20 protein-coding genes are annotated in these 25,951 nt (G+C 48.1%); 10 read left to right on the plus strand and 10 right to left on the minus strand.

The genetic code is table 11. The features are described from left to right. Positions 1 to 29: 29 nt before the first annotated feature. The 3 genes from BMZ54_RS00820 to BMZ54_RS00830 are packed head-to-tail and all read left to right on the plus strand — an operon-like array spanning position 30 to position 5,986. Positions 30 to 3,287 carry a SusC/RagA family TonB-linked outer membrane protein gene (locus BMZ54_RS00820; protein WP_089906262.1) on the plus strand — a complete coding sequence of 1,086 codons (3,258 nt, stop codon included), beginning with the start codon at positions 30 to 32 and terminating at the stop codon, positions 3,285 to 3,287. Between the two features lie 19 nt (positions 3,288 to 3,306). Continuing rightward, on the plus strand, positions 3,307 to 5,067 hold the full coding sequence (locus BMZ54_RS00825) for a RagB/SusD family nutrient uptake outer membrane protein (RefSeq protein WP_089906263.1): 1,761 nt from the start codon (positions 3,307 to 3,309) through the stop codon (positions 5,065 to 5,067). Positions 5,068 to 5,071: 4 nt separating this feature from the next. Beyond that, positions 5,072 to 5,986, plus strand: coding sequence for a metallophosphoesterase family protein (locus BMZ54_RS00830; protein WP_089906264.1), 915 nt, complete (start codon positions 5,072 to 5,074; stop codon positions 5,984 to 5,986). 47 nt (positions 5,987 to 6,033) lie between these two features. Here the strand turns inward: BMZ54_RS00830 and BMZ54_RS00835 are convergent, their stop codons facing one another. Genes BMZ54_RS00835 through BMZ54_RS00845 form a run of 3 tightly spaced genes read right to left on the minus strand, consistent with a single transcriptional unit; the run spans position 6,034 to position 8,250 of the window. Further along, positions 6,034 to 7,263 carry an RNA polymerase sigma factor gene (locus BMZ54_RS00835; RefSeq protein WP_089906265.1) on the minus strand — a complete coding sequence of 410 codons (1,230 nt, stop codon included), beginning with the start codon at positions 7,261 to 7,263 and terminating at the stop codon, positions 6,034 to 6,036. Positions 7,264 to 7,302: 39 nt separating this feature from the next. Next, positions 7,303 to 7,659: a YciI family protein gene (locus tag BMZ54_RS00840; protein ID WP_089906266.1), complete on the minus strand. Its 357-nt coding sequence runs from the start codon at positions 7,657 to 7,659 to the stop codon at positions 7,303 to 7,305. A gap of 27 nt (positions 7,660 to 7,686) precedes the next feature. Further along, entirely contained in the window at positions 7,687 to 8,250 is a 564-nt protein-coding gene (locus BMZ54_RS00845) for a dihydrofolate reductase family protein (protein WP_089906267.1), read from the minus strand. A 183-nt stretch (positions 8,251 to 8,433) separates the two neighbouring features. Here BMZ54_RS00845 and BMZ54_RS00850 point away from each other — a divergent pair, with 183 nt between their 5' ends. From BMZ54_RS00850 to BMZ54_RS00860, 3 genes are all read left to right on the plus strand, one after another. After that, positions 8,434 to 9,330, plus strand: coding sequence for an SDR family oxidoreductase (locus BMZ54_RS00850; protein WP_089906268.1), 897 nt, complete (start codon positions 8,434 to 8,436; stop codon positions 9,328 to 9,330). A gap of 205 nt (positions 9,331 to 9,535) precedes the next feature. Continuing rightward, a complete protein-coding gene (locus BMZ54_RS00855) occupies positions 9,536 to 12,703 on the plus strand; it encodes a TonB-dependent receptor (protein WP_089908158.1) in 3,168 nt (1,055 codons plus the stop codon). Between the two features lie 93 nt (positions 12,704 to 12,796). Further along, entirely contained in the window at positions 12,797 to 13,468 is a 672-nt protein-coding gene (locus BMZ54_RS00860) for a suppressor of fused domain protein (protein WP_089906269.1), read from the plus strand. A 59-nt stretch (positions 13,469 to 13,527) separates the two neighbouring features. On the opposite strand, the gene BMZ54_RS00865 is transcribed toward BMZ54_RS00860, so the two are convergent. The 3 genes from BMZ54_RS00865 to BMZ54_RS00875 all read right to left on the minus strand — a co-directional run bounded on the left by BMZ54_RS00865 (position 13,528) and on the right by BMZ54_RS00875 (position 17,911). After that, a complete protein-coding gene (locus BMZ54_RS00865; RefSeq protein ID WP_089906270.1) occupies positions 13,528 to 15,960 on the minus strand; it encodes a TonB-dependent receptor in 2,433 nt (810 codons plus the stop codon). Positions 15,961 to 16,185: 225 nt separating this feature from the next. Then, on the minus strand, positions 16,186 to 16,950 hold the full coding sequence (locus BMZ54_RS00870; RefSeq protein WP_089906271.1) for an SDR family NAD(P)-dependent oxidoreductase: 765 nt from the start codon (positions 16,948 to 16,950) through the stop codon (positions 16,186 to 16,188). A gap of 73 nt (positions 16,951 to 17,023) precedes the next feature. Further along, a complete protein-coding gene (locus BMZ54_RS00875; RefSeq protein ID WP_089906272.1) occupies positions 17,024 to 17,911 on the minus strand; it encodes a type II CAAX endopeptidase family protein in 888 nt (295 codons plus the stop codon). Between the two features lie 96 nt (positions 17,912 to 18,007). Here BMZ54_RS00875 and BMZ54_RS00880 point away from each other — a divergent pair, with 96 nt between their 5' ends. Both BMZ54_RS00880 and BMZ54_RS00885 read left to right on the plus strand, forming a co-directional pair. Beyond that, the gene (locus BMZ54_RS00880; protein WP_089906273.1) at positions 18,008 to 18,814 is read left to right on the plus strand and encodes a helix-turn-helix transcriptional regulator; all 807 of its coding nucleotides are present in this window, start codon (positions 18,008 to 18,010) and stop codon (positions 18,812 to 18,814) included. Positions 18,815 to 18,914: 100 nt separating this feature from the next. Beyond that, a complete protein-coding gene (locus BMZ54_RS00885) occupies positions 18,915 to 19,325 on the plus strand; it encodes a DUF6265 family protein (RefSeq protein WP_143080872.1) in 411 nt (136 codons plus the stop codon). Here BMZ54_RS00885 and BMZ54_RS00890 read toward each other — a convergent pair whose 3' ends face one another. After that, positions 19,326 to 19,742, minus strand: coding sequence for a nucleoside deaminase (locus BMZ54_RS00890; RefSeq protein ID WP_238386447.1), 417 nt, complete (start codon positions 19,740 to 19,742; stop codon positions 19,326 to 19,328). Positions 19,743 to 19,887: 145 nt separating this feature from the next. On the opposite strand from BMZ54_RS00890, the gene BMZ54_RS00895 reads away from it, so the two are divergent. Together BMZ54_RS00895 and BMZ54_RS00900 are read left to right on the plus strand one after the other, a co-directional pair. After that, positions 19,888 to 21,138, plus strand: coding sequence for a putative DNA modification/repair radical SAM protein (locus BMZ54_RS00895; protein WP_089906275.1), 1,251 nt, complete (start codon positions 19,888 to 19,890; stop codon positions 21,136 to 21,138). 2 nt (positions 21,139 to 21,140) lie between these two features. After that, the gene (locus tag BMZ54_RS00900) at positions 21,141 to 21,908 is read left to right on the plus strand and encodes a TIGR03915 family putative DNA repair protein (RefSeq protein WP_089906276.1); all 768 of its coding nucleotides are present in this window, start codon (positions 21,141 to 21,143) and stop codon (positions 21,906 to 21,908) included. Position 21,909: 1 nt separating this feature from the next. On the opposite strand, the gene BMZ54_RS00905 is transcribed toward BMZ54_RS00900, so the two are convergent. The 3 genes from BMZ54_RS00905 to BMZ54_RS00915 all read right to left on the minus strand — a co-directional run bounded on the left by BMZ54_RS00905 (position 21,910) and on the right by BMZ54_RS00915 (position 25,950). Beyond that, the gene (locus tag BMZ54_RS00905) at positions 21,910 to 22,680 is read right to left on the minus strand and encodes a hypothetical protein (RefSeq protein ID WP_089906277.1); all 771 of its coding nucleotides are present in this window, start codon (positions 22,678 to 22,680) and stop codon (positions 21,910 to 21,912) included. A 219-nt stretch (positions 22,681 to 22,899) separates the two neighbouring features. Further along, positions 22,900 to 24,306, minus strand: coding sequence for an alpha-L-fucosidase (locus BMZ54_RS00910; protein WP_089906278.1), 1,407 nt, complete (start codon positions 24,304 to 24,306; stop codon positions 22,900 to 22,902). 18 nt (positions 24,307 to 24,324) lie between these two features. Beyond that, positions 24,325 to 25,950 (minus strand): RagB/SusD family nutrient uptake outer membrane protein, encoded by a 1,626-nt coding sequence (locus BMZ54_RS00915; RefSeq protein WP_089906279.1) that lies wholly within the window; start codon positions 25,948 to 25,950, stop codon positions 24,325 to 24,327. Between the last annotated feature and the right edge of the window lies 1 nt (position 25,951).

The raw sequence follows: 25,951 nt of genomic DNA on the forward strand, positions 1-25,951 counted from the left end.
GACAAGCATTCAATAAAACATTATTAAAAATGGGAAAAGCAACTATACTTTTTAAAAGTCTTCTATGCCTGCTATCCTTCCTGTTTATATATGGGACGGCCTTTCCGCAAAGCGAACGAACGGATGTACATGGAACAGTGCTGAGTGTAGACGGGTTAGCGCTGCCTGGCGTAACCGTACAGGCAGTTGAAAAAAGCAGCGGGCATAAATACAATACCGTTACAGATGCCAACGGTGATTTTATTTTCCGTGATTTTCAGACCGGCAGCCAGTACGATTTCCAGTTCTCTGCCATCGGTTATGAAAAGCAGCAATATCCCGGTTATACGGTAAAGAACACCGGCAAGCATTCGCTGCTGGTACGGTTAACGGCTACACGCATCGGGTTAAATGATGTGGTGGTGGTAGGCTACGGTATGCAAAAGAAAGTGAACCTGACCGGTGCAGTAAGCATGACGGATAGTAAAGTGTTCCAGGACCGGCCGGTAGCCAATGCAGCACAGGCTTTACAGGGCGCAGTGCCCAACCTGAACATCACCTTTGGAGATGGCCACCCGGGCAGCGCAGGCAACTTTAATATACGGGGATATGCTTCCATCAACAATTCTGCCGGTCCGCCGCTGATCCTGATAGATGGCGTGCCCGGGGATATTAATATGCTGAACCCCCAGGATATAGAAAGCATTTCGGTGCTGAAAGACGCCGCATCTGCCGCTATTTACGGTGCCAGGGCTGCATTTGGGGTGATACTGGTAACTACCAAACGCGCTAAAAAAGGTGCGCTGAGCATTACTTATGGCGCCAGCTACAGCTCCCAGCGTATGACCACCCGTAATGATTTTATAACAGACGGTTACAAACAGGATTCTTTAGTGGATCTTGCTTTTTCCAGGAATGTGGGCAGCAGCTACACCGGCTTTAATGCCACCGACTATGCGGAAATGAAAAAAAGGGAAACAGATAAATCACTGCCATCTGTAGTATTACAGAACCGCAATGGCCAGGAACAATACGTGTATTATGGCAATACAGACTGGTGGCACTTCCTGTTCAGGAACAGCCAGCCCGGGATGGAGCACCATTTTAATATGACAGGCGGCAGTGATAAAGTAGACTTTATGATCTCCGGCCGGTATTACCAGCAAAAAGGCATGTTCCAGTCGTACCTGCGGGAGGATGTGTATAATGCCTATAATTTCCGCGCAAAAATAAATGCGCATGTGGCACCCTGGCTTACCATTTACAGCAACACACAGTTTGCCGCCAATGATTATACCTGGCCGGGTTATGCATCCAACATGACCGGGTTGTATAACCATGCCATGGCCTCTTATGTGCCCAAAAACCCGGACGGTACTTTTACCTTCCGCACCAATCTCAATAACTATGGCGCGTATGAATATGCGGATCTGCAAAACCGTAAATCATACGGTGGCACCCGGAATTATGACCTTACCAATACCGTTGGTTTTGATGCGCATATCCTGAAAGGCTTATCACTGGCCGGTAATTATGCATTTGAGCTAACACCGCATTCGGATTTTCAGCGTACCGCGTATATCCCATGGTCTGTAAACCCCGGCATTATTAATAAAGCCGGTTATGACCAGCTGGTGGAAAATACTTACCTGGACCAACACCACTCCGTAAATCTGTTTGCTACTTATGAAAGAACGCTGGGTAAGCATACGGTAAAAGTGATAGGTGGCTATAACCAGGAGCTGCAGAAGTATAAGACACTTTCCGCTACCGGCAATAACCTGCTGTCTGATGACCTGAACCAGATAGATCTGGGAACGGGCTCGTACAAAGCTGCCGGCAATGCCCGGGAATGGGCGCTGCTGGGCTTCTTTGGCAGGATCAACTATGATTATAAAGACAAATACCTGTTAGAGCTGAATGGCCGTTATGATGGTACCTCCCGCTTCCCATCGGACCAGCGGTTTGGATTTTTCCCATCTGTATCCGGCGGATGGCGTATCAGCGAAGAGCCCTTTTTTAGTGTAGCCAAAAACGTTATACCTGAGCTGAAATTACGTACCTCTTACGGCACACTGGGTAACCAGGATGGGGGCAACAGCAACCTGTACCCCTATATACCGGTAATGAACAGCGGCCAAAGTAAATGGATCATTAACGGCAACCCGGCACAAACCTTAAGCGTACCTAATCCCATAACACCGGACTTTACCTGGGAAAAAACAGCCTCTCTTGACTTTGGCGCCGACATTGGTTTTTTAAAGAACCGGCTGCAGGTAGGCTATGACTGGTACCGCCGCACCACCACTAATATGCTGATACCCGGCAAAACGCTGCCGGCAGTATTTGGCGCAGCATCGCCCGTACAAAACGCCGGCGACCTGGTCACCAAAGGTTTTGATCTTTCTGTAAAGTGGCAGGATGCCGGCAAGCTGGCGGGCAAACCCTTTACCTATAATGTTGGCGTAGTGCTATCTGATTACACCGCAAAGATCACCCGGTTCGATAATCCCCAGTTCCTGCTGGATAACCATTATGTAGGTGAACAGCTGGGTGAAATATGGGGCTATAGTATTGACGGGTATTTTAAGTCAGACGCAGAAGCACAGTCATGGGGCATTAACCAGGATTACGTGGACCGCGACCAGCGGGTTACCTCACCCGGCGAATGGAGCAAGCTGCATGCCGGTGATATGAAGTTTAAAGATCTGAATGGCGATAAGGTGGTGAATAATGGTAAGAATACTTTATCGGAACATGGAGACCTGCGCCGCATTGGTAATTTCCTGCCCCGTTACTCCTTTGGTATTAATGCCGGTTTTAACTGGAACAATTTTGACCTTACCGTTTTTCTGCAGGGCATAGGCCGGCAGCATTGGTATCCGAATGTGGAATCTGCAAAATTCTGGGGCCCTTACGGCAGGCCATATACTTCTTTTGTACCTGCTGATTTTGAAAGCAAGATCTGGAGCCCCGGCAACCCGGATGCATATTTTCCTTTGCTGAGGGGATATGCCGCCTACCCCGGTGGCGAGCTGTCTGTGAATAACGACAAGTACATGCAGGACCTGGCTTACATCCGCCTGAAGAACCTGACGCTGGGCTATAATTTTCCGGCAACGCTGGTAAGGCGGTGGAAGATGCAGCAGCTGCGGCTTTACTTCACCGGGCAAAATCTCTTTACGTTCACCAAGCTCAAAACCAAATACATTGATCCGGAACAGGTAGGTCCCAATGCTACAGATGCCGGTGGGCGCGACTATCCTTTTGTGAAACAATACTCCTTTGGTTTTGACATTACTTTCTGATCCTAAAAAAGATTAACAGATGTATAAGCTACTTTGTGCCACTGCTATTATTACATTCCTTTTTACAGGCTGTTCCAAGTTCCTGGACAGAACACCGTTGTCGCAGATCTCGCCGGATAATGGCTTTAGCTCAGAGAGCGAGCTGCAGCTATACGTACAGTCATTTTATGATAAAATGCTGCCGAATGCCGACAATGAGGATAATGGCTTTATCAGCCTTTATACAGAATCCGCCAACAATATTGTAACCAATAGCTTATCGCCGGAGCTTACCGGTAACCGCAGCATACCGGTTTCCGGTGGTGGCTGGGTATGGGCCAACCTGCGGAACGTAAATTATTTTTTGCAAAACTATCAAAGGGGCGGCCTGGATACCAGTATTACCTATAAGTATGTAGCTGTGGCTAAGTTCTTCCGTGCTTATTTTTATTTCAGCATGGTAGCGCACTTTGGGGATGTGCCCTGGTATTCAACCCCCATTGGATCCAACGACACGGCCAGCCTGCAAAAGAAACGGGATCCGCGTACGCTGGTAATGGATTCCGTATTACGCGACATTGATTTTGCCATTGCACATTTAAGCGCCACTAAAAGTGTAGCGGAAGTAAGTAAGTGGACGGCATTGGCGCTTAAATCAAGGCTTTGCCTGTTTGAAGGCAGCTTCCGCAAATACCATACGGAATTTAATCTGCCGGATGCGAACCGTTTCCTGCAGCAGGCGGCCGATGCTGCTGCCGCAGTAATGGATGCCGGGGTATACACGGTGTATAAAAGCAGCCCGGAAAATGCTTACCGCGACCTGTTTGCCGCGCTGAATGTGGTACCGGAAGAAGTGATCCTGGCGCGGCAGTACAGCGCATCGCAACAGATCTTTCACAGCGTGAACTATTATACCACCGCACCCTCTTTCGGTAAGCCCGGCCTGGAAAAGCAGCTGGTGAACAGTTACCTGATGAAGGATGGTACACGGTTCACAGATATTCCCGGGTATGCCACCCTGCAGTTTGCGCAGGAAATGCACAACCGTGATCCCCGTTTAGCCCAAACCGTTAGAGCGCCGGGTTATAAGCGGATTGATGGCAGTGTAGCATTAGCGCCATCCTACAGCAGCACGGTAACCGGTTACCAGCTGACAAAATTTGTAACCGCAGCAGCCTATGATGCGCTGGCAAAATCGTCAAATCCTTTACCCATTTTCCGTTATGCAGAGGTATTGTTAAACTTTGCAGAAGCCCGTGCAGAGCTGGGGACCCTTACGCAGCAAGACCTGGACCGTTCCATAAAACTACTGCGTGACCGGGTAGGCATGCCCCCTATGAACCTGGCCGCAGCTAATGCTACCCCTGATCCCTTCCTGGCCGCACAATACACACATATAAGCGGCAGCAACAAAGGGGCTATACTGGAAATACGCCGGGAACGGCGCATTGAGCTGGTGATGGAAGGTTTCAGATGGAATGACCTGATGCGCTGGAAAGAAGGACACCTGCTGGCTGTAACCTATAAGGGCGCTTATTTTCCCGGCCCCGGCAATTATGACCTGGATGAAGATGGCAAAGCGGATCTGGCCATTTATACAAACACGCCGCCGGATATTCCCAATGTGCAGCTTTTAAAGCTGGGTACTGATGTAGTGCTGGAAAATGGCGCTGCGGGGGGCAATATTGTTATTAACGGCAACATTCCTAAAACCTTCAATGAAAGCAGGGACTATCTTTTCCCCATCCCTGCGCAGGAGCTGCTGCTAAATCCGAACCTGGAACAAAATCCTAACTGGTAATACCATGCAAAGAAGATCACTGATCAAAAACATGGGCGGCATGCTGCTGCTTCCCACGCTTTCTCTTAACAAGATCCCTGATCTTGTTAAGAGAAAGCCGGTTTTAAGAGTAGCCCACCTCACAGATGTGCATTTAAAAGATGAATGGGATGCGCCCCGCCACTACCGGGATTGTTTGCATCATGTGCAGCAGCAAACGCCAAAAGTGGATATGATCCTGAATGGCGGCGACATTGTGTTTGACATGAACAAAGAAAATATAGACACCATCAATGCCCAATGGAAGCTTATGCACGCGGTTACAGCCGCTGAGTGCAGCCTGCCGGTGCATTACATACTGGGCAACCATGACATCTGGTGGAATGAGAATAATAAAGGCCAGGCCATTTACGGCAAGCAATACTCCCTGAACCAGCTGCAGCTGCCCATGCCTTATTACAGCCTTGTAAAGAACGGCTGGAAATTCATTTTCCTGGACAGCGTACACCTGGATATTGACGGCACCTGGTACATTGGCAAACTGGGCGACGCACAATTTTCCTGGCTGGAAAATGAATTAAAAAGTACAGCAGCAGATATGTCCATATGCGTAATATCACACATTCCTATACTAACCGCTACGCTGATGGTGGAAGATGATATTGTAAATAAATGGACCATGCTGGGCGGCGATATGCATACGGATACGGCAAAGATCATCAGGCTGTTTTACCAGCATCCGAATGTAAAGCTGTGTTTAAGCGGGCATATTCACCTGCATGATAAAGTGATCTATAATAATGTAACCTATATCTGTAATGGCGCAGTAAGCGGCGCATGGTGGAAAGGTAATAAAAGGGAAACAGCACCCGGGTATGGATTAATCGATCTGTATGCGGATGGCAGTTTTGAGGAATGGTATGTGAATTACCAGGCGTAAAAGCAAGGGGGAGGTTAATCGCAGTACCTCCCCTTTATTATTAATTATTACAGCAGCTTCTCTATCTTTTTCTTAATCGCGGCCCTATCTGCTTCCGTTTTCGCCAGCGTTAATGCCTTTTCATAATGTTCCTTTGCCTTAGCATCATCCACGCCTGTATATAATTCTCCCAGCAGCGCAAAATAAAAATGATTGTTGGTTAGCTCCAGTTGCTCCGCAGCAGCAATCCCCGCGGGTTTACCATTCACTTTTGCCAGCGCATAGGTTCTGTTCAGCGCTGCAATGGGCGAATAGGCTATTTGCAGCAGGCGGTTATAGAAGTATAAAATATTCACCCATTTCTCTTTGGTATCCTCCTTTTGCGTGTTCCAGTAAGCAATACCGGCTTCCAGGTGGTATCTGGAAAGCTCATTACCGCTGGCCGCCCGGTTTAAGAAATAACCGCCTTTGCTGATCAGGTCTGCATTCCAAAGCTTAGCATCCTGCTCTTCGTATAAAATATGCTCACCATGCTCATTGATACGCGCATCAAAGCGGGAGGCATGAAAACACATGAGTGCCAGCAGCGCATTTACAGCCGGTTTGTTAGTGCTTTCATTTTCCACCAGCATGGTACAAAGGCGCATCGCTTCCAGGCAAAGGTCTTTGCGCAGGGTTTTGTTCTGGCTGATGGAATAATAGCCCTCATTAAATAATAAATAAATGATGGTAAGCACGGCCTCCAGGCGTTCATTCATTGCAGCTGGCGGTGGCAGCTCAATATCGATCTTCTCCTCTTTCAGCTTTTCTTTGGCGCGGAATAAACGTTTATTAATGGTTTCCTTGCTGGTTAAAAATGCATCGGCTATTTCTTCTATGCCAAAGCCGCAAAGGATCCGTAGTGACAGCCCGATCTGCGCCTCCCTTGAAATAGCAGGGTGGCACACGGCAAACATCATCTGCAGCTGGCTGTCGTTCACGTTTTGCGGGGAAAGGTCAATTTCTTCCTCGTAGCCTTCAGTGGAATTACTTTTTATATCCGGCGAAATTTTAGTGGCGAACAATAGCCCCCGCTGTAAATAGTTCTTTGTTTTATTCTTAGCCACCTGGTATAACCATGCAGCAGGCTGCTGCGGAATACCTTTCAGGGGCCAGGTTTCCGCAGCAGTGAGAAAAGTATCGCTGGCAATATCTTCCGCAATTTCCATTTGCTGCAGGCCAAAATGCCGGCATAGCACGGATACTATTTTGCGGTACTCCGTTCTGAATAAATGCGGTATGAGTGTTATGTGCTGCATAATAGAATTTCCCCCGTAACGTATACGGGGGAAACTTACTCAGGGGTTATTATGTCTGGTTACGATCTGTCTAACCTCTACGGTGTTGCCTTCCCCTTTTAAGATAGGGCAGCCTTTAGCCAGGCTCACGGCCTCCTCCAGGTCTTTAGCACGTATGGTAATGAAGCCGGCAATGGATTCCTTGGTCTCTGCATAAGGGCCATCCGTCATCACATCATTGAACTTTAACACCTTGCCTTCTTTAGATAATCCTGTGCCGCCAACAAATTTATCCTGCGCCGCAATGCCGCCCACCCAATCATGATACCGCTGCATATACACCTGCATTTGTTCCGGGGAAGGCTGCGCTTCTTTGGTTAAGATATCCAGGCGCATTATTACGATAAACTCTTCCATATTGTTTTGGTTTTATTAGTTAAGATACTATTTAGCCGGCTGGTAGCAAAGCAATACGATACCGCTTTTAAATACCCTTGAATCTTTTAATTGCAGGTTTAGCTGCTGCTGCAGGCCGTTGAAAATGGGTGTGCCGCTGCCCAGGGCCAAGGGATCCAGCATAAACTGGTATTCATCAATTAACCCCTGGTCTGCCAGCTGGGTTACAATGCTGCCACTGCCCAGTATGGTCATAGGGCCGCCGGGCTGTTGTTTCAGCTGTTTTACCGCAGTAACCAGGTCATCTTTTACCAGGGTAGTATTGTTCCAGTCTGCGCTTTTCAGGGTCCTGGAAAAAACGATCTTCTCCGAATGGTTCATGCCCTCCGCTACCCCGGGGTTTTGCTGCAGGGCGGCCGGCGTAGGCCAGTAGCCGGCCATCATTTCATAGGTTACCCGTCCGAAAAGCAGCGCAGATCCGGATTGTGCGCCTTCCTTGGCATATTCAGTTTCTTCTGCGCCTGTTGCCTGCTTATGCCAGCTGATATCACCGCCGGGGCCTTTGTAATAGCCGTTAAGCGTCATAAAGTTGAATACGGTTAGCTTTCTCATGTTATTTTGTTTTTGATGTTATATGAGTATAACAAATGAGAAAAGGAAAATAGGACAGGGTGGGGAAAAATATTGTAGAGCAGCCTGAAGTGTACTCCCCACACTCCCTCTAATATCCGCCACTGGCATGATAATAGCCCGGCTTCTATAGAAAAACATTGCTCATCATAAAATCATTTAATCATGGCAACGAAAACTGTTGAAAGACCCGAAGTACAGGATCCCAAGCAACAATATCCCAAATCATTCCCTGCACAGGAACAGGCCATGCCTGGCACTGAACAGCAAATGGATCCTAAACCGGACCACGGTGAAACCACTTATAAAGGAAGCGGCCGCCTGGAAGGACGTAAAGCTATTATTACCGGGGGCGATTCCGGTATTGGTAAAGCCGTTGCAATAGCCTTTGCCCGGGAAGGCGCCGATGTGCTGATCTCTTATCTGAAAGAAGATGAAGATGCCCGCGAAACCGCCAAGTGGGTAGAAGATGTAGGCCGTAAAGCCATACTGGTGCCCGGCGACATCAGCCAGGAAGAACATTGCAAACAGCTGATTGAAAAAGCTGTGCAGGAGCTGGGAGGAATAGATATACTGGTGAACAATGCCGCTTACCAGATGGAGTATAAATCCTTACAGGAAATACCCAGCGAAGAATGGGATTACACATTTAAAACAAATATCCACGCCATGTTTTATTTGTGTAAAGCAGCAGAGCCGTATTTAAAACCCGGCAGCGCTGTTATTAACACTACTTCCGTTAATGCCTACACGCCGCGGCCTACCTTAGTACCTTATACAGCTACCAAAGCAGCCATTCAAAACTTTACTTCTACCCTGGCACAGCTGTGGGGCGAAAAAGGTATCCGCGTGAATTGCGTGGCGCCCGGCCCTATCTGGACACCCTTAATTCCCGGTAGCTTCCCCGCAGATCATGTAAAGGAATTTGGTAAGAACACGCCGCTGGGAAGGGCGGGTCAACCGGCAGAGGTTGCTCCTGCATTTGTGCTGCTGGCCAGCCAGGAAGGCAGTTATATGTCGGGCGCAACAGTACAGGTAACCGGTGGTATGCCTACCATTTAAAACAGCCATACCAATTATATCAACAACGCATAACCTGCCATCCTCATCAGGAACCGGCAGGTTATCTGTTTTTATATCCACACAAAACGTTGTAACTTATTCGCACATACTTATTACAGTAACATCAGCGCAGGGAAATGTGAACTTTACGTTATGATTTATTGCATTATTGCAAGCCTATATTCACTCTTTTATTTTCGCGCCCATGAAACCTATATTAGCGACCTTATTCTTGCTGTTACTATGCAGCATTGTGCGGCATCATGCCTTTGCACAAACTACACAGGCCTCATTTACCGGAACCATTACTGATGATGCGAAACAGGCCATTCCCGGAGCATCCATCCTGATACGGAATGAATCTACCGGCTTCAGCACCAGAACGGTTACCAATGCAAAAGGAGAGTTTATTCTGAAAGAGCTGCCACTGGGCGGCCCGTACACCATTACAGTTACTTCTATGGGTTACGGGGAACAGAAGCGTACCGGCTATATGCTGAACCAGGGCGACCTGGTGCGCATTAACATTGACCTGAAAAGCTCCACGGTAAATATTAATGAAGTAACGGTAACTGCCGGCGGCTTAAAGAACAAAACAGAAAATTTTGGTGCAGCCACTACCGTTACTGCTAAAGACATTAACCGCCTGCCGGTGAACGGCCGTAACTTTACATCGCTCATTGATCTGTCGCCTTTAAGCAGCGGCAGCAACCTGGCAGGGCAATTAGGCTCTTCCACCAACATTACTATTGATGGCACCACTGCCAAGAACCCAACTTCCAGCAGCGGCACCAATAGCCGTATCGGCGGCCCGTACGCACTTTCCATGGAGGCTATCCGCGAGTTCAAGGTAGTAACCAACCAGTATGATGTTACATATGGCCGCAGCGGCGGCGGCACCATCAGCACCGTTACCAAAGCAGGTACCAATACCTTTTCCGGCAGCGCATTTATATTCGGAAGAACGGATTGGTTATCCAGTCCCTATGATACCCGCGGCAATAAACGCCAGAACGATTTTTCTACCTACCAATACGGCTTCTCATTAGGAGGCCCTATCATTAAAGACAAAGCGCATTTCTTTGTAGCATGGGATCACCAGAAAGATGCGCGCCCCCTGCAGCTGGCTGATATTAAAACACCGGCCGATGAAAAACGGCTCAACGTTACACAAGCTTCGCTGGACCGCTACCTGGACATTGCCCGCAGCAGCTACGGCGTATCTGCTGCACCGCAGTTCGGATCCTTTGATAAAAAGAGAGGCACCGATGCTATTTTTGCGCGCATTGACTGGCAGCTGAATGAAAAGAACCTGCTTACCATCCGCGATAATTATGTGAATGACCGTGCTCCTTTAGGCCGCGATGATAACACCGCCATTAACCTGTATGAAGTATATGCCAATGCCAAAGCGGTGAACAATAGCATACTGGCCACCCTGCGCACCGTATTAAATCCGCGCTTAACCAACGAGCTGAAAGTGCAGCACCTGTACACTTTTGAAGAAAGCTCACCCGGCAGCCAGCTGCCCAAACAAAATATACCCCGCGCCATTGTACAACGTGTGGGATCACTCATTGGCAGCGATTCTGTATACACCGATATACAGCTGGGCGGCCAACGTTACTCACCGGAGCATTTTTACAACCACGTAGTGCAGGTGGTAGATAATGTGTACTTCAGCACCAACAAGGCCAACTATACATTTGGCACAGACATACAGTACAGCCATATGAACTCTTTATACGGCAGTGAAATGAACGGCCGTTTTTATTTCACCGGCCTCAATGCCTTTGAGGCCCAAACGCCTTACCGTTATGCGCGGGAAGTAGCCCTGGCAGATGATCCCGCCGTGAACCAGAACATTATTAATGCCGCGCTGTATGCACAGATCCAGACAAACCTGTTCAAAGGTTTTGAAATGATAGCCGGCCTGCGCGCAGATTATACCACTTACCTGAACCATCCCAACTTTAACCAGACCGTATATAATGAGCTGGGCCTGCGTACCGATAACTCACTGAAAACATTCCAGCTGCAGCCACGTATCCAGTTCAACTGGGATGTGAATGAACAGCACAGGGATTACCTGCGCTTTGGTGCAGCCATCTTCGGCTCCGACATCAACAACTATGCAATGATCAATAACATGCTGTTTGATGGCACCAAGGTATTGACCATTGATGTGCAGGGCGCTGCTGTGCCCCGGCCCGACTTTGTAGAGTACCGCAAAAACCCTGCAGCTGCACCGGGCAAGGAAATGTTCGACCAGCAGAACCTGCCCCGTCAGGGCACCATTAACATGAATGGTAAGGATGCGCGTATACCTGTAGTGTACAAGGCCAATATTTCCTATAACCACTTCTTTACCGACCGCTTTAAAATGGGTGTTACCTTCTTTACTACCATTGCACGTAATAACTACATGTATGTAGACCGTAACATGGTTGACCAGCCTTACTTCCGCCTGGCCAATGAAGCCAACCGCGGCGTATATGTGCCGGCCGCCTCCATTACAGCAAGCAATGGCGCTACGGACTGGATGCAGGGCCGTAAAAGCACCAATGTAGGCCGTGTGCTGGAGCTGAACAGCGCCGGTAAGGTGAACCAGTTTGCCTTTGTAGTAGATGGGACTTTCCGTTATTTCAGGGATGGAGAAGTAAGCGCCAGCTATACCTGGAACGATACCAAGGACAATACCTCCTACAACGGCGATGTGGCCAATACCGCTACCCTGGCGCTGATGGTAAAGGATGATCCGCGCGACCTGAGCAAAATGACCTATTCCGATGTGCAGTTCCGTAACAAGATAGTGGTGTACGGTACCCTGCCCAGCTTCTGGGGTGTGAATGTAGGCATACGCTATTCCGGTATAGGCGGTACACGTTATTCCCTGGCCGTAGGCGGTAACGTAAACGGCGATTTTGTGAACTCCAATGACCTGGCTTATGTGTTTGACAGGAATGATCCTAACGTGGCGGAAAAGATCCGCACCGGTATTAACACTATCCTGAATAACCCGCTGGCAGATGAACGTTTTAAAGAATACATCAGCAAAAGCAGTGGAAAAATAGCGGAACGCAATGGCGGGGTAAATGGTTTTTACGGTGTATGGGACCTGAAGATAGCCAAGAAGTTCAGGCTGTATAAATCACAGAGCCTGGAGGTATCCGGTGATTTCTTTAACGTAGCCAATATGCTGAATAAAGACTGGGGCGTATCCAAGCTGCTGGGTAAGCAGAACATTTACTCCCTGGGTGGTTTTGACAAAGCTACTTCCACTTACAAATACAATGTGAATGTAAACTCCGGCGTGATCTCGCCGGGCGGTAATCCCTGGCAGATCCAGCTGGGTATCCGTTACGGGTTTTAAGGATCTTATTTAACATACACTTAAAGGAGGCTGTCTGTAAACAGCCTCTTTTTTTTGAAATAAACCCTATCTTACACATACTAAAAAATACACATGAGTACTTACCAGCAACATTTTGATACCTCCTGCGAATTACGCAACGGCTTATGGAATAGCGTGGGTAAACTGGACCCCGATGTAATAGCCCATCTTATAAACCCCAGCTTCATGGGCGGTCCTACCTGGCCCTCGCTGCGGCAGGCCTTTGCCACCATCCGCACCCCGGAACGTACTATTATAGCCAGCGATGGGCTAAGCGATCCTTATGATGATTCTGAAACCAATCCCGCCAATGCACCCTATAATGGTTTTGGGCTGGAGGTGTATGTAGCTGCTGAACCTATTACCGGCGGCGTGCAAACCACCTGGGAGTTCCAGCTTTTATACCAGGCCGCACAGCTGGTAGCCCAGAATGGCAGCATCATTAACTTATTTGAAGAAATGCCTTTCCTTTCCACAGAGCTTTATGATGTGGATGTACCGGCTGAATACAGGAATGCAGAAGGAAGGGTAGGCGTTTTACTGGGTCTGCCGGATGAAAAGATCCCCGATAATGTACAGCTTTCACTGGAATCCGTTAAGCTGGTGAATGTAAAATTACTGACCCTGGCAGAGCTGGATTATGTGATCGCCAACGGGGAAGAAGGCCGCGTAAAACTGGCGGAGCTGATACAACAGCAAGGCAATGCTACCCTTTCTACCTTAAAAAGAAAGTCCGTTATATAAATGAGTCAGGGGGTAAATGCTATGCGCACTTACCCCCTGCTATTATATGGGTTAACAGATCAGAATTTAAAGGTGCCGCTGGCGGAAAAACGCCGGGGCATTTGCGGCTCAAGGGTAGACCAGCCTTTGTAATACTCCTTATTGGTCAGGTTATCCAGCTTAAGGGCAATATTGAATTTTTTGGTATCGTAAAATAATGCTGCATTTAATACCGTATAGGAAGGCAGGGTGAAAACACCGGTCACCTCACGGTTCAGCACCATATTCTCACCGGCATAGGTGCCGCCAAAGCCTGCTCCAAAACCCTGCAGGTAACCATCCGGACATTTATAGCTGATCCAGGCATTGGCAATATGTTTGGGACCAGCGCCTTCCGGGCGGCGGTTCAGGTAATCTTTCGCATCTGTTGCAGTTATCTTGCTGTTGTTATAGCTATAACCTGCCACAATATTCAACCCGCTTACGGGGCTGGCCACAATATCGGCATCTATACCACGGCTGTATTGTTTACCACCCTGTGTATAAAAGCCTACCCGGGTAGGGTCCTGCATGATGGTATTGGAAACCTTTATATCATAATAACTCACCGTGGCGGTCAATATATCTGCCACCAGGTTGGTTTTAACACCCACTTCCCATTGATTGGCATGCTCCGGCTTAAAGGTTTTAATAGTATTATCATTCTGCCGGCGGGGTGCACTATTGGTAAACCCGTTCATGTAGTTGGCAAAAAGAGATACGATGTTCAGCACCGGCTGGTACACCAGGCCAAATTTTGGCGATAAGGTGGTTTGATTGTATTTAGCATTTTCCGCAATACTAAGGCCCCCTGTTTTAAAATGATCTACCCGCAAGCTGGCCATAGCAGAGAGCTGGGGTAAAAAGTTAATTACATCGGAGATATAGCCGCTGATCACTTCCTGTGAAAGATTGCTGTTGCTTATAGCAGCGCCCTGTAAAAGGGAATCCATATGCTGCCTGGATAAAATACCTGAATCAAAACCGGTCATGTCTACCAGCCCGTTCATGGCATAATCCGTGCTGTTATCCTGCGCATCCTGCTTCAGGTAATCCACACCGATCACAACGCGGTTGCGCATATTGCCCAGCTTAAAATCGCCAATAAAATTCTGCTGTATATCCGTTGTGGTAGTGCGATAATTCTGGTCGCTCACATAACGTGCAAAGGTGCTGGGTATATCGGGGAAGCCCGGCATAGAGCTGGAGGTCTCATACAGGTAAGAATAGTAGCCCTGTGATCTGGCGCTGCTCCTGGACAATATGGTTTGCGAGGTCCATTGGTTCGATAATTTATATTGCATTTGCGCCTGTAAGGTAGTGGTAGGCGTTTTAATGGAAAGGTTGTTACTGGTAAAAGAGTTCTTGTTATTGTATCCCAGCTCTGCCAGGTTTTTAGCCTTCAGTGGCGCGCCCCGGTCAAAGAAAAGCATAGTGGGGTTAGTGCCTTCTGCGCTCAGAAATTCTGCATTCAGCAAAAAGGTAAGCTTGTCTGAAGCCTTGTAGGTAAGCGAGGGCGCCAGAAAACGGTTCTTCTTAAAGCCGGCATCCTGGAAGCTGTTTTCGTCATGGTAAGCGCCTGTTACACGCAGCAATACTGTTTGATCTTTATCCAGCGGTGTATTAATATCAGCCGTAAAACGGTTCAGGCCATAGCCGCCGGAAACAAAGCTTACGATACCGCCAAAATGATCGTAAGGCCTTTTGGTAACCGTATTAATAAGGCCGCCGTAAGAAACCAGCGTGCTGCCGAACAGGGTACCCGAAGGGCCTTTGATCACTTCAATCCTTTCCACATTCGCCACATCCAGCCCGCTGTTGGTTAAGCCGGCCAGGCCATTTACCAGCGTAGGCTGCACCGCAAATCCGCGCAGGGTGTAATAACCGGCACCATCACCGCCACGGCCGGTAGAGGACCATAGCTTGCTAAGGCCCGGCGCATTCTTCAATGCATCGTCATAGCTGGTAATTACCTGCTCTTTGATCATTTCCGAACCTACTACGGCATATACCTGCGGGTTCTCAATATTTTTAAGCGGCAGCTTGGCCACATATTCACTGTTACTTGGGGTAAACCGGCTATAGGCGCCTGTTACCACCACTTCTGAAAGGCTTTTTGACGATACGTTTAACTGTAGCTGCACGCTGATAGCCTCGTTCTGTTTTACCGTTACCGTTTCGGTAACCGTTTCATAACCTATCAGTGATACTTCTACGGTATAAGTGCCGGGAGATACATTGCGTAATACAAAAGTGCCGTCGTCATTGGTACGGGCTGCTTTTTTGCTGCCTTTCAGCAATACGGATACCGCTGCTGCAGGCTTATTGTCGGAAGTGGTAACCGTTCCTTTGATGGTACCTCCGTTCTCATTGTCATTATCATTTGCAAAAACGGTTGCAAAACCCAGACTCCACAAAACAATTACTAATACTGTCTTTTGTAAAAATGCCCAATAGTTAAAAATCTGCGCCATACCCCAAATATTTGTTTAAAATGCTGGCGCAAGATGGCTCAGGAGGGTGATTTTTTACTCTCCGATCCGGAAAATTATTTACGCAAAAAGGAAAAAAATGAACCGGGATTATTGCCTGCCATTACGCTAACCAGGGAGTTATTTTAACCAACATTAAGAACTATCCCAGGCATAAAAAGGCCTGACCAGTCTTACAACCAGCCAGGCCTTTATAGAAAAAAGTGTTTACAGGAACATACCGCCGGAAGCTTCCAGGCGCTGGGCAGTTACCCAATGGGCATCATCGCTGCACAGGAAAGCTACCACACTGCCAATATCTTCCGGTAAGCCTACCCTGCCCAATGCAGTTTGTGAAGCAATTGCGGCATTCAGCTGTGCATTATCACGTACTGCACCGCCACTAAAATCCGTTTCAATAGCGCCTGGTGCAATAATGTTAGCGCGTATGCCTCTTGCGCCCAGCTCTTTGGCCATGTATCGGGTAAGCACTTCAATACCCCCTTTCATGGCTGCATAGGCTGAATAGCCGGGTGTACTAAAACGCGCCAGGCCGCTGGATACATTTACAATGGCCCCGCCATCTGCTATAATAGGCAATGCTTTTTGTGTAAGAAAGAATACGCCCTTAAAGTGAATGTTCAGCAGCTCATCAAACTGCGCTTCAGTAGTTTCTGCAAAGGACTGATGAATGCCGGTGCCCGCGTTGTTCACCAGGTAATGGAACCGGTCTGCATTAAAGGTGCTTTTCAGTATGCCTTTAAGATCGTTCAGGAACTGATCAAAGCTTTTTACATCGGCGGTGTTCAGCTGCAGGGCAGCGGCTTTTACGCCCAGCTGCTCAATGGCTTTTACCACTTCCTGTGCAGCGCCCTGCTGGCTGTTGTAGGTAATAATTACATGATTTCCTTTTTGTGCCAGGTTCAGGGCCATATCTTTACCTAAACCGCGGCTGCCGCCGGTTACCAGCGCTATTTTATTTGTCTGTGTCATATAGTAAATGTTTGTTTTAATGATTTTGACAAAACAAAATTAGTACCGACGGCGCTCATAAAATGGTGTTAAGTTAAGTATTTGCTTCCTCCGGCTCCGGCAGCTCTTTCCGTTTACGCCAGAAGATATACGCGGTGATCACAGTGGCAATGGGCAGGCCTATCCCAAATTCATCTATGTAAAACTTTGTGTTCCCGGTATCCACAGTGAGCGGCGTAAAAATAACCTGTATAAAAAGATTATGGCTGGCATGCAATATAGCGCCGGTCCACAAGCTGCCGGACTTCAGCCGCATCCAGGTAAAAATAAAACAGGAGGATACTACCATCACCGTAAAACATACCAGGGCTAACCATTTGGGCCCGCCTGAATTATAATCGGAAAATAACAGTAAGGGGTAGTGATATAAAGACCAGATCAATCCCATCCACAACGAAGTGCCGGTATAGGAATTGATCTTTGCCAGCTGCGGCGTCAGGAAGCCACGCCAGCCAATTTCTTCACCCAAAGCCGAGCTTAAAGAACGGGCCATGCCAAAGGTGCCTGCCAGTAGTGTGAACAAAAAGATCATTACGCCATCCGGCAAGGTCAGGCCAAAGCCCTGCGCTACCTTGGCCACAAATTCATGATTGTAAAAACCGCCTTTACCACTGATCCAGATCACCAGGTAGGTAGCCAGTGCATATAAAATGGGGATCAGGTAAGACCATAACTGGTATTTGGTTTGTCCCCATTTCCAGCCCAGGGAAGCAATGGGAATACCTCTTAGCCGGCAGGTAAGCAGGCCTGCCAGCCCGGGGCACCACATTACCATTAATGCATATCCCGCCGGGGAATATCCCCCGCTAAGGCTGCCTTTACGGGCACACAAATAATAAATGGGCAGGCAAAAGAGGGTAGTAAGCACCAGGTACGTAGCAATATTTTTACGGATAGCTGCTTTATCGGATGCAGTTTTCATAAGCAGTTTTGGTTGATGGTTTAGTACTGTTGTATAGGTATGTTACTAAAAATAATAAGAAATATGTTGCGGTGGTAGTTTTTTATCTTTGATGATATGATCTTCAAACGTATAGCTCCTGCTAATGGTCTTAACAAGATAATTGACTGCTACTGGATCGTGGAAAATGAAGACACCACTCCCCGCGTTCAAAAAATTATCCCGGACGGATTTTGTGAGATCATTTTCCATTATAAAGACCCTTACCGTATTTGTTTGAACGGCAGCTGGGCGCTGCAAACCAAAAGCTTACTGGCCGGCCAGCTACGGCAATACTTTTTCCTGGAAAATACCGGCGCCTCCGGCATGGTAGGTATTAAGCTGCAACCCACCGCGCTTACCCACCTGTTTCAGTTGGATATGCACCTGCTAACCGGCCAGGTAACAGACCTGCCGGCTGCTTTAGGCAACCGGCTCGCGGTGTTGGAGCTAACCTTGCGCAGCACTACCAGTCATGAAAAAATGATCAGTATACTGGACGATCATTTTACAACGCTGGTAGCGAATATAGCATATACGCCCTCACTGGTGGATGATGCCATAGCCCTCATCTTTGCGCAAAAAGGAATGATCACCGTAGCAGAGATCACAACCCAGTTGCACATCAGTGAGCGGCAGCTGGAAAGGCTGTTTGCTACATATATTGGTTTATCGCCCAAGTTTTATGCGCGCATGATCCGCTTTAGCACCATCTTTCAATTAATACAACAGGAAAACCCCGGCTGGATAGCGCTGGCCTGCGAAGCGGGCTTTTATGACCAGTCGCATTTTATCCGCAACTTTAAAGCCTTTACCGGTGAAGACCCTTCCCAATACGGATTTGAGGAAAAGAACCTGGCTAATTTTTTTCTGAAGAAACAATAGGCCCGTCGGGTTTGTACAATACCAGCAGTCGATTACCTTTTATTTTAGCAGTATAATTTATCTCATTATGCGAATGCTTTTTTTATGCTACCTGTTTTTGATGCAAACGCAGGACACTGCGCCGGAACAATTTAAAAAACTCACCTGGCTTACTGGCACCTGGAACCGTACCAACCTGAAACCCGGCCGCAGCGGGCATGAGCGCTGGGTACAAACCAACACCTATGAATTAAAAGGCTGGGGGCTAACGTTACGCGGCGCTGATACCGCCTTTGTAGAAAAGCTGACCATCCTAGTAAAAGACAGCAACCTGTATTATGTAGCGGATGTAAGCGGTAATGCGCAGCCTGTGTATTTTAAATGTACCGCCATTAGCACCGATGGCTTTGTGTTTGAGAACCCGGCACATGATTTCCCTAAAAGGATCGAGTATAAACGGGAAGGCGCGCAGCTGAAAGCTACTATTTCCGGCAACGGCAAGGCTGTAGAGTATTGGTTTGAGCGGCAGTAATTACGGTGCAGGATATACGATCACTTCCGGCGGCGGCCCCCAGGTCGTAATATCATGAGCTGTAAGCACATCAAAACGCGCTGTACCGCCCAGCTGCCCGCATGTTTGGGTGAACACCACCCGGCTTATACGGTGATGGCGGATCACGTAGGCACATAACGCGCAGGGCTCTACGTTGCTGTATAAGGTAGCGCCGGCGCAGCTGCCATGCCGTTGCAGGGCATCCAGCACAGCCAGCACTTCAGCATGCCGGGTTATATCTTTCAGCTGTTTGCTTTTTTCATAAGCTTCGCCCAGTATCATACCATCCTTCACAATAATGCTGCCCACCGGGCTTTCACCTTCCGCAGCAGCCCTTGCAGCCAGCTCCAGGCAGCGTTGCATAAAGGGAGCGTGTATATCCATATCCGTATTCATTCCGGGTTCAAAGCTATTGTTTCTGTGGCAGAGTGTTGAAAAAAAGCTTAGCAAAACGATAAATAAAATACTAATTTTTTTAGCATTTATCTTATATTTGAAAAGGGATGTTTGGAGAGTGCCATCCCCATTAAACAAGCGTACCATGAGCGAGCGGATCAGTGAGAAGCTAACCATATTGTCAGATGCGGCCAAGTATGATGTAAGCTGCGCCAGCAGCGGCAGCGACCGCAAGAATGAGAACAAAGGGCTGGGTAATGCCTCTAACGGTATCTGCCATGCCTACACGGAGGACGGGCGATGTGTAAGCCTCCTGAAAATACTGCTTACCAATTTCTGTATTTATGATTGCGCCTATTGCATCAGCCGTAAAAGCAATGACATTAAACGGGCCGCTTTTACCGTGCAGGAAGTGGTAGACCTTACCATGAACTTTTACCGCCGTAATTATATTGAAGGGCTGTTCCTGAGCTCCGGCATTTTTAAGAACGCGGATTATACTATGGAGCGCCTGGTGCTGGTAGCTAAAAAGCTGCGTACAGAGCACAGGTTCAATGGTTACATTCATCTGAAAACCATTCCCGGCGCCAGCGATGAGCTGATGCAGGAAGCTGCCCTGTATGCCGACCGGCTGAGCGTGAATGTGGAAATGCCTACCAGGGAAAGCCTGCGGCTGTTAGCACCGGATAAGAACCGTAACGACATGCTGAAGCCCATGCGTTACATTGACAAAGCGCTAACCCAGAACCAGGAGGAAAAAAAGCTTTTCAAAAAAGCCCCTACCCTGGCACCTGCCGGGCAAAGCACGCAAATGGTCATCGGCGCCACGCCGGAAACGGATCTGCAGATCCTGTACATGTCGCACTTCTTTTATCAGAAAATACATTTAAAGCGCGTGTACTATTCCGGTTATGTACCGGTAAGTAATGATAACCGCCTGCCCGCCATGGGCACGCCGGTGCCCTTTATCCGCGAAAACCGTTTGTACCAGGCCGACTGGCTGATGCGGTTCTACCACTTCCGGGTAGATGAAATTGTATCCCCGCAGGAGCCCCTGTTGGATGCGCAGATAGACCCTAAGCTCAGCTGGGCTTTGCGCAACCTGCAATTATTCCCGGTTGACATTAATACGGCCGATTACATGCTTATTATGCGCATCCCGGGCATCGGCATACAATCTGCCCGCAAGATCTGCGAAGCCCGTAAGTTCAGCCGCCTGGGCATGCATCATTTACAGAAGATAGGTATTGCCGTAAACCGCGCTAAATATTTTATTACCACCAGCGATGCACCTGTGCTGAAAGATTACCAGCCCATGCAGATCAAAGAATTTATTTTAAATGAAGGCAGCAGCAAATACCAGCCAAATTTTTCACCGCAGCTGAAATTGTTTTAGCAATGCAAACCGTGTTATACGATAGCAGCTTTGAAGGCTTTTTTACTGCGGTGTTCGAGATCTACGAATACAAAATAAAAGACCCGGATATTCAGCAGCAAGGCGCCGCCCCGGTAAGCCTGTTTGGCGGCCAGCATACCGTGCATACGGATATTGCCAAAGCCACGCGCGTTATTAAAAAGCTGGAAGAAAAATTATCTGCAGATGCGTTTGCAAACATTTACCGGGTGCTGTTGTCGGAACAGCCAGGCATGGAAAATGTGCTGTTCCGCTATATCCAATACGCCTTGCAGGCCACACAATCCATTGAAACAGATTACAGCCATCCGGATGTACTATGGATCCAGCAGGTAGTGCGTAAGATGGGCCGGGAAAAACATCGCATGGAAGCCTTTATCCGTTTCCTGAAAACAAAAGATGGACTGTTCTATGCTACGGTTGAACCGGACTTTAATGTGCTGCCCCTGATCCGTAAACATTTTGAAGACCGCTATGCCGATCAGCGCTGGCTTATTTACGATACCCGGCGTAAGTATGGATTGTATTACGATCTGCACAGCGTAACGGAAGTAACCATTGATTTTGCTGCTACCTTAAATGACAAGGCCTCCCTGCGCACCTTGCATGATGAGCAGGAAGACCTTTACCAATCTTTATGGAGAACTTATTTTGGCAGCACCAACATACAGGCCCGCAGAAATATGAAGCTACATATTCAGCATATGCCGCGCCGGTACTGGAAGTATTTAACGGAAAAGCTACCGGGCTAGGCTACTCCTTCACATTCACAAAATAACGGCCCACAAAACGGTACTTCAGCTTTTTATTCTTCACCGTACCATCTTCCGCCACATCGGGGAAAGTAAGCGTACCTGTTTCATCATCATACTCGATCAGGTCCACCGGTTTGCCACGTTTTTTTGCCACGGTATTAATATCGTAGGTAAAACCCAGCTCAGGGCTCAGCTGCTTATCTGTTTTAATAATAGACAGGGTATCGTTCAAACCATTGCGGTCCGTAGCAAAAATGCGGATGCCCTGGTAAGTATCATGCTCAGAGTAAGTAGCGTTGCTGATGCCAATGTAATAATTTTTACCGCCTGCTTTTTTCGGGTACACTTCAGAGTACCAGTAACCGGGCGCACCGGCAACATCCTCTTTTAACACAGCCGTTACCTTATTGCCGATCTTGTATTGATAGATATTACCAAAACGCGCAGTACCGCCGCCGGAAGGCCAGGAGTAAATGCGGAACGTTTTATCCTCAGAGCTGGCAATCTTTAAACCCTCCTGTTCCAGCGCCTTAAAATCATATGTTAAGGAAGCGGGATCAGTGGAGGTAACAGCCAGCAAGCTTTCCCGGAAATAACGGTTGGCTTCCTGCAGGGAATCCTTGTTGCTGGCATCTTTAAAACTTACCCAATGATTTAACGCCTTGAATGCAACCACCAGTTTTTTTTCAGCGGCAGCAGTGGTTATAATTGTCTGGGAAAAAGCGGCATTGCAATAGAACAGTGCAAGGCCGGCGATTAGTTTTTTCATAGGTTGAATCAATTAAGTATGTGTTGATATAAAGATAAAAAAATTATTCATCATGTGTAATCTTCTTGTTTTTATTTCAGGATCAGCTACTTACGTAATAAAACATGCTTCCGGGCTGGTTATCTTCGGACTTCATATGCCATTATAACAGCAACGGGGCGCCTGGTGGGCGCCCCGTGAGCTGTAAAACAGGTTAACAGTAACGGATGTGTGCTTGCTCTATTTTCTTTCGTTATAAACTCCCAGTTCTGCAATAGCAGGTGGCTCGCTGTAGCTGTCAATTAAAATGCGGATGCGGTTACCCCATACCCGGTTAAAGCGGTGCACATTCACACGGCCTTTGCTTTCACTGCTTAACAGGGGCAGCCACTCGCCATTCAGGTTATATTCCAGGCGGTATTTTTTAATACGGGGTTTGTCTTCCACAATGGTGATCATGTTAAAACCCTGCTCCTTATTCAGGTCCACTTCCAGCCAGGGTGCTTTTACGCTGGGGTTCGACTGCCAGCTGCTTCTGAAGTTATCGTCGTTCGCAAAATCCATAATGTTCATATCATTACTCCAGCTGCCGGCTGTGGCCTGCTTTTTAGCCAGGTTAGAGGATATGATGGGCGCTTCCACCGGTGGCAGCGGGGCCACGGCGCCTTCATTTTTCCAGCTTTGTCCCATAGCTTTTAAAGCTGCCAGTGCATTATCATCGATCAACCCTTCCCGGTTAGGCGCTACGTTTAAAATGAAATTGCACCAGGCTTTATTGTATGGCACAATATCATCGGCTATCAATTTTGCAGGGTCTTTTACGGGCTGGTCAGGGAAATACGGCTTCCAGAACCAGGCATCATTAATGGGCAGGCAGGCCAGCGCCGGTAAGCGGTTGGTGGCCGTGGAAATATGCTGTCCTGCACCTTGCTCATAAGATTTAATATCCGTATAGAACAATCCTTCCGCAGGATATTTGGCAGCGTTTAAATCCATCACCAGGCAGTTGGGCTGTATGGATTTAATGAGGTTGTAAATTTCCTCAAACGGCACATCGTCATAGGAGATCCTTGACCAGGGCGCATCCCAGCCATCAATGATCAGCGCTGTGATCTCGCCGTACTGGGTTAGCAATTCCCGCAGCTGCGCCTTGATCATTTGAATATGCTGTTTGGTGATACAGCCCGGCCGCAGCTTATGATGCGTATCCAGTATGGAGTAATACAACATTACCTTTAACCCTTTGGCGCGGAAAGCGTCTGTATATTCCTTTACCACATCCCGTTTCAGGGGGCTGTTCATCACGTTATAATCCGTGGTTTTGGTATTCCAGATACAGAACCCGCTGTGGTGTTTAGTGGTAAGGCAGCCGTAGCTCATGTTGGCCGACTTTGCCGCCTGCGCCCACTGTTCACAGTTCAGCTTTGTGGGGTTAAAGATCGCTGGTGATGCATCCGGGTCGGCCCAGTCATCCTGCATAAAAGTGGGAATATTAAAATGGATGAACATGCCAAAACGCAGGTCCACAAATGATTGCTGCAAAGCATGCAGGTCTTTTCCTTTTGGCGCGGCTGTTTGCGCATGAACAATGCTGCCCAGTAGCAGCCACAATCCTGTGCCCAGGCTGATGATGAATTGCTTTTTCACTTATCTTGATTTAATTGGTTACTTCCATTCCGGCTGCTGCTGCAGGTTACGGGCCTGGTCCAGGATACTTTGCGGTATAGGCCACACGTAAAACTTATCCGAATTAAAATACCTTTCTTCCAGCTTTGTTTTCGGGTACTTATTGGTTTTCCCGTTGCCGGCGTCTATGGCAGTAAGCCCCTGGGAGGCATCCAGTGTGTAAATGGGCCCTTTTAATACCTGCTGCCCTATACGCCAGCGCAGTATGTCAAAGTAGCGGTGTCCTTCACCGGCCAGCTCTATGCGGCGCTCATGACGTATAAAGGTGCGCATGGTTTCCTGGTTTATTGTCCACCCATTAAGGGCAAACGTAGCGGCTACTGTAGGCATATGCGCGCGGGCCCTTATTTGGTCTATAGCGCTGATCACGGCCGCACCCGGGCCGGTAGCTTCATTGGCGGCTTCTGCATAGGTAAGCAGCACTTCTGCATAGCGCAGTATTTTCCAGTCGTTACCGCCATTATCACGCGCTTCAGATTCTGTTTTATCAAACATCTTCTTAAAGGCATAACCGGTATAAGTGGCTTTATCGCCGCCTATTTTGTCCAGGGTATTGTTAAACGGGTCGTATACCTTGTTATTGGGCAATGTGCTGCCGGGGTAATAAATAGTAGCGTTCAAACGCGGATCGCGGTTGTTGTAAGGTGCATGTATATCATACGCAGGATCTTTGGTGTATGGATAGTAACCTGCCGCACTTTCATAATCATCTACCAAAGCGGGCAAAGGGTTCAGGTATAACGTGCCCGTACATACGGAGTTAACCCCCAGTATATCCCGCAGGCCATTGGGTTTAATTTCCTTTACGTGAATAAAGCTCATAATGTCCTCCGGTGAATAGTCCCCTTCCTGCTGGAACAGGTTGTAATAGTCGGGGTACAGGCTGTACACGTTCAGGTCCATTACCGCTTTGGCGGCGGCAGCAGCGTTGGTATAATCACCGTTATATAATAACACCCGTGCCTTTAATGCCAGGGCAGCGCCTTTGGTAAAACGGCCCTTATCGTCGCCGCTGTAAGTGGTCGGCAGGTCAGGGGCGGCTTCATCCAGCCATTTTAATACCTGTGTTATGATGGCAGCTTTTTTATCCTGCGGCACATCCGATTCTTTTACATCGGTAAATACTTTCATTACCAGCGGTACATCGCGGTACAAAGTGGCCATCATAAAATAGCGGTATGCCAGCGCTACCTTTACTTCCCCTACCAGCCGTTTCTTCAGGACTTCATCCATATCCGGCACCTTATCTACATTCTGAAAAAACTCAAAGCAGTGGCGTACCTGCCCGTATTGCCATTCATCGCCCAGGTTGCCGGTGGTTACTACAAAAGTGCTGTTGCCTATCAGCTGCGCGTTACGCAGCGTATTACCCCAGGAGGCAGTTTTGGAAAAAGCATTGTCGCTCATGCCTTCATAACACACGAAAAAATCGGCTGTGGGCATAAACTCGTATACCCGGGAGGCAAACTTCACTGCATCCTGCGGAGTGGTCCAGTAGGTTTCATCCGAATACTGGTCCAGCGGGGAACGGTCCAGGAAATCCTTGGTGCAGGCACTGAGCAGGGTAAAAAATAATATAGCCGTATAAGTGAGTATCTTTTTCATG

The organism is Chitinophaga rupis (genome assembly GCF_900109685.1).
In the GTDB taxonomy this organism is placed as follows: domain Bacteria; phylum Bacteroidota; class Bacteroidia; order Chitinophagales; family Chitinophagaceae; genus Chitinophaga; species Chitinophaga rupis.

What these genes read in the sequence shown, in the direction of transcription:
- BMZ54_RS00825 (WP_089906263.1), top strand. Translation starts at nt 3,307, where the DNA reads ATGTATAAGCTACTTTGTGCCACTGCTATTATTACATTCCTTTTTACA.
- BMZ54_RS00915 (WP_089906279.1), bottom strand. Translation starts at nt 25,950, where the DNA reads ATGAAAAAGATACTCACTTATACGGCTATATTATTTTTTACCCTGCTC.
- BMZ54_RS00845 (WP_089906267.1), bottom strand. Translation starts at nt 8,250, where the DNA reads ATGAGAAAGCTAACCGTATTCAACTTTATGACGCTTAACGGCTATTAC.
- BMZ54_RS00900 (WP_089906276.1), top strand. Translation starts at nt 21,141, where the DNA reads ATGCAAACCGTGTTATACGATAGCAGCTTTGAAGGCTTTTTTACTGCG.
- BMZ54_RS00880 (WP_089906273.1), top strand. Translation starts at nt 18,008, where the DNA reads ATGATCTTCAAACGTATAGCTCCTGCTAATGGTCTTAACAAGATAATT.
- BMZ54_RS00870 (WP_089906271.1), bottom strand. Translation starts at nt 16,950, where the DNA reads ATGACACAGACAAATAAAATAGCGCTGGTAACCGGCGGCAGCCGCGGT.
- BMZ54_RS00840 (WP_089906266.1), bottom strand. Translation starts at nt 7,659, where the DNA reads ATGGAAGAGTTTATCGTAATAATGCGCCTGGATATCTTAACCAAAGAA.
- BMZ54_RS00890 (WP_238386447.1), bottom strand. Translation starts at nt 19,742, where the DNA reads ATGAATACGGATATGGATATACACGCTCCCTTTATGCAACGCTGCCTG.
- BMZ54_RS00895 (WP_089906275.1), top strand. Translation starts at nt 19,888, where the DNA reads ATGAGCGAGCGGATCAGTGAGAAGCTAACCATATTGTCAGATGCGGCC.
- BMZ54_RS00875 (WP_089906272.1), bottom strand. Translation starts at nt 17,911, where the DNA reads ATGAAAACTGCATCCGATAAAGCAGCTATCCGTAAAAATATTGCTACG.
- BMZ54_RS00860 (WP_089906269.1), top strand. Translation starts at nt 12,797, where the DNA reads ATGAGTACTTACCAGCAACATTTTGATACCTCCTGCGAATTACGCAAC.
- BMZ54_RS00855 (WP_089908158.1), top strand. Translation starts at nt 9,536, where the DNA reads ATGAAACCTATATTAGCGACCTTATTCTTGCTGTTACTATGCAGCATT.
- BMZ54_RS00865 (WP_089906270.1), bottom strand. Translation starts at nt 15,960, where the DNA reads ATGGCGCAGATTTTTAACTATTGGGCATTTTTACAAAAGACAGTATTA.
- BMZ54_RS00830 (WP_089906264.1), top strand. Translation starts at nt 5,072, where the DNA reads ATGCAAAGAAGATCACTGATCAAAAACATGGGCGGCATGCTGCTGCTT.
- BMZ54_RS00820 (WP_089906262.1), top strand. Translation starts at nt 30, where the DNA reads ATGGGAAAAGCAACTATACTTTTTAAAAGTCTTCTATGCCTGCTATCC.
- BMZ54_RS00885 (WP_143080872.1), top strand. Translation starts at nt 18,915, where the DNA reads ATGCAAACGCAGGACACTGCGCCGGAACAATTTAAAAAACTCACCTGG.
- BMZ54_RS00850 (WP_089906268.1), top strand. Translation starts at nt 8,434, where the DNA reads ATGGCAACGAAAACTGTTGAAAGACCCGAAGTACAGGATCCCAAGCAA.
- BMZ54_RS00905 (WP_089906277.1), bottom strand. Translation starts at nt 22,680, where the DNA reads ATGAAAAAACTAATCGCCGGCCTTGCACTGTTCTATTGCAATGCCGCT.
- BMZ54_RS00835 (WP_089906265.1), bottom strand. Translation starts at nt 7,263, where the DNA reads ATGCAGCACATAACACTCATACCGCATTTATTCAGAACGGAGTACCGC.